This window comes from Asaia sp. SF2.1, assembly GCF_000505765.1.
In the GTDB taxonomy this organism is placed as follows: Bacteria; Pseudomonadota; Alphaproteobacteria; order Acetobacterales; family Acetobacteraceae; genus Asaia; species Asaia bogorensis.
The window spans coordinates 63,348-71,996 of sequence record NZ_AYXS01000034.1 but is presented as its reverse complement, the minus strand read 5'-3'; the positions used below and the strand labels follow the sequence as shown (position 1 = coordinate 71,996).

General features: G+C 62.1%; 7 protein-coding genes and 1 pseudogene. 4 read left to right on the top strand and 4 right to left on the bottom strand.

Features of this window, described 5'->3' with window-relative positions; all coding sequences use genetic code 11:
- The 4 genes and pseudogenes from P792_RS38950 to P792_RS31555 all read left to right on the top strand — a co-directional run.
- Positions 1-263 (top strand): annotated as a pseudogene (locus P792_RS38950) (hypothetical protein); the annotation flags it as partial.
- 64 nt (positions 264-327) lie between these two features.
- The gene (parE, locus tag P792_RS31565; RefSeq protein ID WP_023979353.1) at positions 328-2,346 is read left to right on the top strand and encodes a DNA topoisomerase IV subunit B; all 2,019 of its coding nucleotides are present in this window, start codon (positions 328-330) and stop codon (positions 2,344-2,346) included.
- Positions 2,346-3,251, top strand: a complete 906-nt coding sequence (locus P792_RS31560) for a DMT family transporter (RefSeq protein ID WP_023979352.1) — start codon at positions 2,346-2,348, stop codon at positions 3,249-3,251. Before parE ends, P792_RS31560 begins: the two co-directional genes overlap by 1 nt.
- A 125-nt stretch (positions 3,252-3,376) precedes the next feature.
- The gene (locus tag P792_RS31555; protein ID WP_051395926.1) at positions 3,377-4,111 is read left to right on the top strand and encodes a YfdX family protein; all 735 of its coding nucleotides are present in this window, start codon (positions 3,377-3,379) and stop codon (positions 4,109-4,111) included.
- Positions 4,112-4,192: 81 nt separating this feature from the next.
- Here the strand turns inward: P792_RS31555 and mutL are convergent, their stop codons facing one another.
- The 4 genes from mutL to P792_RS0119435 all read right to left on the bottom strand — a co-directional run.
- Positions 4,193-6,073, bottom strand: coding sequence for a DNA mismatch repair endonuclease MutL (mutL, locus tag P792_RS31550; RefSeq protein WP_023979350.1), 1,881 nt, complete (start codon positions 6,071-6,073; stop codon positions 4,193-4,195).
- 9 nt (positions 6,074-6,082) lie between these two features.
- Positions 6,083-6,619 (bottom strand): DUF3035 domain-containing protein, encoded by a 537-nt coding sequence (locus tag P792_RS31545; protein ID WP_023979349.1) that lies wholly within the window; start codon positions 6,617-6,619, stop codon positions 6,083-6,085.
- Positions 6,620-6,662: 43 nt separating this feature from the next.
- Complete coding sequence (gene lspA / locus P792_RS0119440) at positions 6,663-7,244, bottom strand: signal peptidase II (RefSeq protein WP_023979348.1); 582 nt, start codon at positions 7,242-7,244, stop codon at positions 6,663-6,665.
- The coding region (locus P792_RS0119435; RefSeq protein WP_031241184.1) for a class I tRNA ligase family protein at positions 7,241-8,649 on the bottom strand (1,409 nt) is incomplete at its 5' end. The genes P792_RS0119435 and lspA, both read right to left, overlap by 4 nt.

The following is an 8,649-nucleotide window of genomic DNA, read 5'->3' as shown; positions in this document are numbered from 1 at the left end:
TGAAGGCGCATGACGACTACATCACGCAGCTTGCCAATGTGCAGTCGGAAGGCGGCCTCAAGGCAGGTACGATCTTCTGTCAGCAGCGGGTCGCGATGTTCGACGAGGTCGATGCCCTCGATGATGGTGCCGATCTTGCGCATTACGCCGATGCGAAGGACGTGGTTCAGCCGGCCTCGTTCGAAACCTGCTCGGCCCCCGAAGCTGTCTCCCATAGCCGCAGCACGACCACACGGCGCACCCATCGCAAGACACGCGCCTAAAATCTGATCCTCATCCTGCACGGGGCGCTTGACGACGCCCCGGCGAGGCCGTCAAGAACGCAATATGAACGACGACCTCTTCAAGAGCGATGAAAAGCCCGTGCGTCGGCCTAGAAAGGCCGCGCAGGCCCCCGTGCCGGAAAATTATGGCGCTGACCAGATTGAAGTCCTTGAAGGGCTCGAACCGGTCAGACGGCGCCCGGGCATGTATATCGGTGGAACCGACGATACAGCCTATCATCATCTCGCGTCTGAAATTCTGGACAATGCGATGGATGAGGCTGTGGCGGGCCATGCCAGCGTCATCGACCTCGCCCTTGAGGGGCCCCGCCTGCTGATGGTGCGCGACAATGGTCGTGGTATCCCGGTCGATCCCCATCCCAAATTTCGCGACCGCTCAGCCCTGGAGGTGATTTTCACCACACTCCATGCTGGCGGCAAGTTTTCGGGCAAAGCCTATGACACGTCAGGCGGTCTGCATGGCGTTGGCTCATCGGTGGTCAATGCCCTTTCGGACCGGCTCGAAGTCGAGGTTGCCCGCGAAAAGCTGCTATGGCGTCAGGATTACGCCCGCGGCAAGCCGGTGACGCCCCTGCAGCAGGTTGGCAATGCGCCCAACCGCCGGGGAACCACCATACGCTTCTCCCCCGATCCCGAAATCTTCGGCGGGCTCAGCTTCTCCCCGCTGCGGCTTTACCGCCTCTGCTGCTCCAAGGCGGCGCTGTTCCGCGGTGTCACGATCCGATGGAGTGTCGACCCCTCGCTGCTGAAGGCAGGGGACGAGATACCGGCCGAGGCGACCATTCACTTTCCCAATGGTCTGGCAGACAGCCTGAATGCAGAGCTGGGTGCCAGCCCCGCCCTGCTGGCACCGGTCTGGGCGGGTGAGGCAGAGTTGCCCCAGGCCGCTGATGGCCGGACCGGGGGCAAGCTGGAATGGGCCGTGGCGTTTCTGGAGCAGGGAGCGTCGAGCATGACCTCCTATTGCAATACCATTCCGACCCCTCAGGGCGGTACGCATGAGGCCGGCTTCAGATCGGCTCTCGTCAAGGGGCTGCGCGCCTGGGGTGAGAGCCGCAACATGAAGCGTGCGGCGGCAGTAACGGCGGAAGATGCGCTCGGTGCGCTGGCGGTCAAGCTCTCGGTCTTTATTCGTGACCCGCATTTTCAGGGCCAGACCAAGGAAAAGCTGACGACGCAGGAAGCCAGCCGCCTCGTTGAGGGTGCCTTGCGTGACCGGCTCGATCATTGGCTGGGCGGCAACCCAGCTCAGGCAGATAACCTTCTGGCTTTCATCATCGAGCGCGCCGAGGAGCGTCTGCGCCGACGCGAAACCAAGGACACGCCGCGCAAGAGCGCCACGCGTCGCCTGCGCCTGCCCGGCAAGCTGACAGACTGCACGCGCGAAAACGCGGCCGACACCGAAATCTTTCTCGTCGAGGGCGACTCGGCTGGTGGTTCAGCCCGTCAGGCCCGTGACCGTGAAACGCAGGCGGTGCTGCCGCTGCGTGGCAAGATTCTCAATGTGGCCTCGGCCACGGCGGACAAGCTGAAGGCCAATCAGGAATTACGCGATCTGGTCGAGGCGCTTGGCTGCGGATCGGGCTCCAGCTTCGATGTCGCCCGACTGCGCTATGGACGCGTGATCATCATGACCGATGCTGACGTGGATGGGGCGCATATCGCTTCTCTGCTCATGACCTTCTTCTACCGCGAAATGCCCGATCTGGTGCGCAAGGGCCATCTCTACCTCGCCCAGCCGCCGCTCTATCGCCTGACGCATGGGGCCAAGACCATCTATGCGATGGATGATGATGACCGCGTGCGCCGTCTCAAGCGCGACTTCAAGCAAGGCGCAAAGGTCGAGATCTCGCGATTCAAGGGGCTTGGCGAAATGCCCGTGAAGGATCTGAAGCAGACAACCATGGACCCGGCCAAGCGCACGCTGCTGCGGGTTGTCACCCCGCCTGAGGACAGGGCACTCACGAGCGATCGCGTGGAAAGCCTCATGGGACGCAAGCCTGAGCTGCGCTTTCGCTTCATTCAGGAGCACGCCCGCACAGCGGAATTGCTCGACGTCTGATGGCTGCTTTCGATCACCCCACCTCAACCCGTCTCGACAAACTAGGCGGCCTTGCCCTTCTGATTGGTGGAATTTCCTCCTTTCAGGTTGGCGCGGCGCTCGCCAAGAGCCTGTTTCCGCTCTTCGGTGCAGAAGGTATGGTGGGGTTACGCGTCTGTCTGGCCGCCGTCATTCTGCTCACCGTCATGCGACCCGGCCCGTCCGTGCTCAAACCGGGCATGTGGAAGCTGCTGCTGCCTTATGGCGCCTCAATGGCTGTCATGAATTTCGCGTTCTATATCGCTCTGGTGCGACTGCCGCTTGGTCTCGTCGTCGCCTTCGAGTTCATGGGACCGCTTTCGCTCGCGCTTATCGGCTCACGTCGCCTGCTCGATCTGCTGTGGGCGGGTATGGTTCTGGGTGGCCTCTATCTGCTGCTGCGCCCCGACCATGTGGAAGGCCATCTGGACCCGATTGGCGTGATCGCAGCGCTCACCAGCGCCGTTGGCTGGGTCGTCTATATCCTGACAGGAACACGTATCGGACGTGTCATGCCTGCGGCACAGGCCACGACACTGGGAATGACCACAGCGGGTATCCTGCTGCTGCCCTGGCTGATACCGGCCATCTCTCCTGCCATCACGCATCCGCATCAGGGGATGCAGGCCGTGGGTGTGGCGGTTCTCTCCTCCGCCGTGCCGTATATTCTCGATATGATGGCCATGCGGCGCCTCGGGCCGCGCGATCTGGGTATTCTCCTCAGCCTGGAGCCCGTACTGGGCTCCATTTCCGGCCTCCTGCTGCTGGGTGAATCACTCTCTATTGCGCGCTGGATGGGAGTGCTGTGCATTGCGGGAGCTTCGGCAGGCAATGTTCTGACCTCGCGCAAGCCCCCTTCAGATGGCAAAACCGTTCCTCCCACCTGAAGAAATACAGACATCCGGGTTATGATGGCGTCGTGTTAACAGCCTTGTCATGCAACAAGCCGGTCGAGACATCGTTCTGATCCTCGAAATCCCGATTTGCGGGATATGTATTGAGGAGATTACTGATGCGTCGACTGATGAGTGCGGGTGCTGCGCTTGTTGCACTGTCCGCCGGGTTTGCTGTTACGCCGGCTTCTGCTGCCGCCCCCGGTGATGATAGCTCTGCTCGCAGCGTTGCCATGATGAAGGCAGATCAGGTGAACGCCACCCGTGACTTTGGCCGTCTGTCCAAGGACGGGCAGAAGGCATTTGCCAACATCCTTCTGGCGCAGCAGGCCCTGACAAACAATCAGAACGGGCAGGCACAAAGCCTGATCAACGATGCTGAGGCCCGCCTGGAAAAGGCCGCAAAGGATAGCAAGGCCTTCATCAAGGCCGAGGATGCCATGCAACCTGTCCCAAGCCACGGCATGCCCAAGCGCGTTGCTGCCAGTGGCGTGCCCCTGCACTGGCTGCCCGTTGGCGGCGAATATGCCGTGACCGATACGCTGGCTCCGGCGCAGCAGACCGCTCTTGCCAGTGCGAACCAGCATCTCAAGGCGGGGGACACGAAGCTGGTCAATCAGGATCTTCATGTCGTAGGCACGAGCGTGCAATACGTCGTGGCTCTGGCACCACTGGAGATGATCTCGGGTGACGTGCATCGCGCTTCCGTATTCATGGATGGCGACGATACGAAATCGGCTGCCGATGCGCTGCAGAACGCTGTCGACTCAATCCTGTTCGTTTCCGGTGATGTCGTAGCAGTCACGCATCCGTCTGCCGCCAAGCGTCACAAGATGGCTCATAGCCCTTCCTGAATTCCTGCCCCTTCCCTCTGGCCCTGTGCACCCCGCTACGGCAGGGCGTGCAAGGTCGGGCTTAAAGGGCTGGAAATCAGCCTAGCGTATCCGGCCAAAAAGCTTTTCCAGCTCGTCCCGTCCAAGGCGCAACCATGTTGGCCGACCATGCGAGCACGTGCCTGCGCGCGGCGTCTGTTCCATCTGTCGGAGGAGCGCCGCCATCTCGTCCTGCTGTAGCCGCCGCCCGGCACGGATACTGCCGTGGCACGCCATGCGGGCAATCACGGCATCGATACGACGCTCCAGGGCTGCGCTGTCACCCGGCGTCAGGTCGGGGTCTGCCGCCAGTTCTTCCGAGAGATCGCGCAGCAAGGCGCTCCCGTCACCGCCCTGAAGCAGTACGGGCATGGTGCGCAGCAGCACACTGCCTCCACCGAAGGATTCGATCTCCAGACCCAGCGCCTCGAGCGCCTCTTTCCACTCCATAAGTCGCCCTGCCTGACCGGGCGGCAGGTCGATGACCTCGGGAAGCAGGAGGCGCTGCGCCTTGAGTGACCCGCTCGTGTATTGAGCCAGCAGTTTCTCATGGGTCAGACGTTCATGGGCGGCGTGCTGATCGACAAGGATCAGATCACCATCCTGACCGACAGCAAGGATATAAGTATCGAAAACCTGAGCGACCGGCGCGCCGAGTGGAAAGCGCGCGATTTGTGTAGCATCTGGCTGAACCAGCGGGCGGGAGGACGGCTCGAATGCATCCAGCGACGCGACAGGTGAGCGGTCATCGCGAGGACTGTCCGGCTCTTGAAAGCCACCATACGGGCTGACAGACTCCGTCGCCATGGGAGCGCCATTCCCGATGAGCGCGGCATGGCTCGTCAGAAAACCCGGCGTCGGGCGCACAGGGTCGGGCGGTGGATAGTGGATGGCCTGACGCGACGAGGCGGCAAAACGTATCCTCACGCCACCCTCACCTGCGCCATGCCCCAGAGCGCGTTGCATGGCACCAATCATCAGACCGCGCACATCGGCCTCATCGGCAAAACGCAGTTCGGTCTTGGACGGGTGCACGTTCACATCGACGCGGTCATGAGGCAGTTGCAGGTGGAGCGCCAGAACAGGATGACGTCCCGGTTCGATGACAGGACGATAGGCGACACGTATGGCCGTCTTCATCAGCGGATCAGCAACGGGGCGGTTATTCACGACCAGAAACTGGGCGGCTGCCGTGGCCCGCGTGGCCGCGGGCCCACAGATGAAACCGCTCAGTTGCAGGCCATTGCGCTCCTCATCCAATGCGATCAGGGAGTCGCTTTCACCCAGAACCGCCTGAACGCGGGCGATGGTCGAATGGGCGGGGAAGTCGAAAACCAGACGCTCATCCAAAGTGAAACGCATGGCGCAATGCGGGGCAGACAGTGCCAGTCGGCGCATCACCGCCTCGGCATGGCTGCCCTCCACGCGGGCAGATTTGAGAAACTTGCGTCGTGCGGGTGTGGCAAAGAACAGATCGGCTACCACCACGCGCGTTCCGGGCGCACCGGGCGCGGGGGATGGAGGGGTCAGGACACCTCCCTCAAGGCGCAATTGCCATGCTGTATCGGCATCATGCGGGCGTGAGGTCAGGCTCAGTCTGGCTGTAGCGCCGATGGAGGGCAAGGCTTCACCACGAAAGCCCAGCGTGACGATACGGGTCAGTGTCTCATCGGATAATTTGGAGGTGCAGTGTCGCTCGACAGCCATGAGCATGTCATCGGGCGACATGCCACAGCCGTTATCGAGAACCTCGATGCGGTCGCATCCGCCGCTGGCCAGAGCCACCTCGATACGGGTCGCGCCAGCATCGAGCGCATTCTCGACCAGTTCCTTCAATGCAGCAGCCGGGCGCTCCACCACCTCGCCTGCCGCGATCAGATCGATCACATGGCTGGAAAGGCGGCGTAATTTGGGCTGAAGCTGGGGGCGCTCAGACGGCGTCATGACCAGGCATCAGAAGACGCCGAGGAACGCGCTCTTCGACTTTTTGGTAGGCGTGGCACCGGTGGAGGGGTTTTGACCCAGGGCAGAAGCACGCTGGATGCGACGGTTTTCTGCCTCGCTATCGACAACGCTGCCCGCATTGCCACCACGCCAGAACATGAGTTCATCGGTCAGACCCGCACCGGCAGCGCCGAGCTCGGCATTGTTGGGGGCCTTCGATGCCTGATCCACCTGCCCGACCAGAGCCTGCTGACCGGCGCTGTTGCTGCCGGTAGTGGGGTGCAGGGCCGCATTGGGCGAGAGCGTTTCAAGCGCCTGGATACGGGGGTTTTCCTCCGCCGTATGGTCACCCTGCCCCGGCAGGCTCAGCTGCTCTGACGGCGGCATGGAGAGGGGCGCACGGGTCGTGACCGTGTACTCATCCGGCATCGAGCGTTCGAGACCGAACGCGCGCGAGACGTCAGAGCCGGAGCAGGCCGGAAGGAGCGCTGTCAGGCCGAGAACCGGCAGGACGCGGAGGACGGACGGAAGGGAGAGCTGAGCCATATCGGACCCGATCCTAAATGAGCGTTTCGGCATCGACAAGAGATCAATGCTCGCGATGTACCGAACCGTGATCGGAGGCGCCATCCGAAACAGGTGAGGGCTTTCCGCTGGAAGCTGACTGGCGACGATCTGCCAGAATGGAGTCGATCACCCAGGCAACCACACCACAATCAATGGCCGAATCGGCAACGTTGAAAACATACCAGCTCCAGCCATAGGCATGGACATGAATGAAATCGACCACAGCGCCAAAGCGCATACGGTCGATGACATTCCCGACCGCGCCGCCGGCAATGGCAGCCGAGGCAATGGCCACGACCATGCGCGACGTACGCAATGTCTGCCATAGCAGGGCCAACACGGCGACGAGGGCCACTGTGCAAAACAGCAACGGCCCGTAGCGGCCGACGCCGCCGAGCATCCCAAACGTCACGGCGTGGTTCCACACCATCGTGAAGTTCAGCCCCGGCGCAATGACCACGCTCCCTTTTGCGGGAAGGTCAAAGACGTTCAGGATCCACCATTTGCTGCCCTGATCGGCGCAAAGCACCACGATGAACGCTGCCAGACCGGCCAGCAAGGTTGCCGGCCGACCGAAGGAGAGTGTGACTTTGGCTGATTTCACGCTGTCACCACATCGCTACAGCGCAGGCAGAGACCCGGATGGGAGGTCTGGCTCCCGACTTCGGGCAGCACACGCCAGCAGCGCAGGCACTTGCTGCCCTCTGCCTCGCCCACACCCGGCCCCGGATGAGCGCTGACAATGCCCTCGTGCTCGGTGGTGGCGCTGTCATCGATATAAAGCGACGGCACATTGGTCAGGAGCTGGATATCGGCCTGCGAGACAATGGCGAGTTCAGCCCAGTCGACGTCCCCAAACACGGCCTGTTCCTGTTCGGTCAGGGGCAGGCTGAGACGGGCTTCGAGCGACGAGCCGATCACGCCACCCCGACGCGCGCCCTCAAGCTCGGTCGTGATGACGCGGCGCAGAGCACGGATACGGTTCCAGCGCTCGCCCAGAACCGTATCATGCCAGGCGGGATCGGGCTCGAGGAATGCCTGCAGATGCACCGAACTCTCTTCGCCAAAGCGCGATGTCCAGGCTTCTTCAGCCGTGAAGACCAGAACCGGTGCAAGCCAGGTGGCGAGGGCACGGTGCAGGATATCGAGCACGGTGCGGGCAGCACGACGACGCAGTGAGGACGGCGCATCGCAATAGAGCGCATCCTTGCGCACGTCGAAATAGAAGGCCGAAAGATCGGTCGTGCAGAACCCGTGCAGCATCGGATACACGCCCACCCATTGATGGGTCTGGACCGCCTGCTTGAGAAGACCGCCCAGATCGCTCAGGCGATGCAGGATATAGCGCTCCAGCTCGGGAAGCTGCTCGAAAGGTACCGCCTCTTCAGGGGTAAACCCGTCGAGCGCGCCCAGCAGCCAGCGCAGCGTGTTGCGCAGTCGACGATAAAGCTCACCCTGCTGCTTGAGGATCTCGTTGCCGATACGCAGGTCTTCGTTGCTGTCGGAATTGACAACCCAAAGGCGAAGGATATCCGCGCCCAGCTTGTCGGTCACTTCCTTGGGGGCAATCACATTGCCCAGCGACTTCGACATCTTGCGGCCCTGCTCATCGAGCACGAAGCCATTGGTGACGATGGCCTTCATGGGGGCCACGCCACGTGTGCCGACGCTCTCGAGCAGCGAGGACTGGAACCAGCCGCGATGCTGATCGGAGCCCTCAAGGTAGAGATCGGCCGGGAAATTCAGGCCATCCTGACCCAGCACGAAGCTGTGGGTCGAGCCGCTTTCAAACCAGACATCGACGATGTCGAACACCTGTTCGTACTGCGCGGGGTCACGTCCCTCACCCAGGAAGGTGGCAGGGTCAGCGCTGTACCAGATATCGGCACCATGCTCGGCCATGGCATCCACGATACGCTGCATGACCGCCGGATCACGCAGCACCTCGCCCGTGCTCTTTTCCACGAAAACGGCAATCGGCACGCCCCAGGCGCGCTGTCGACTGATGC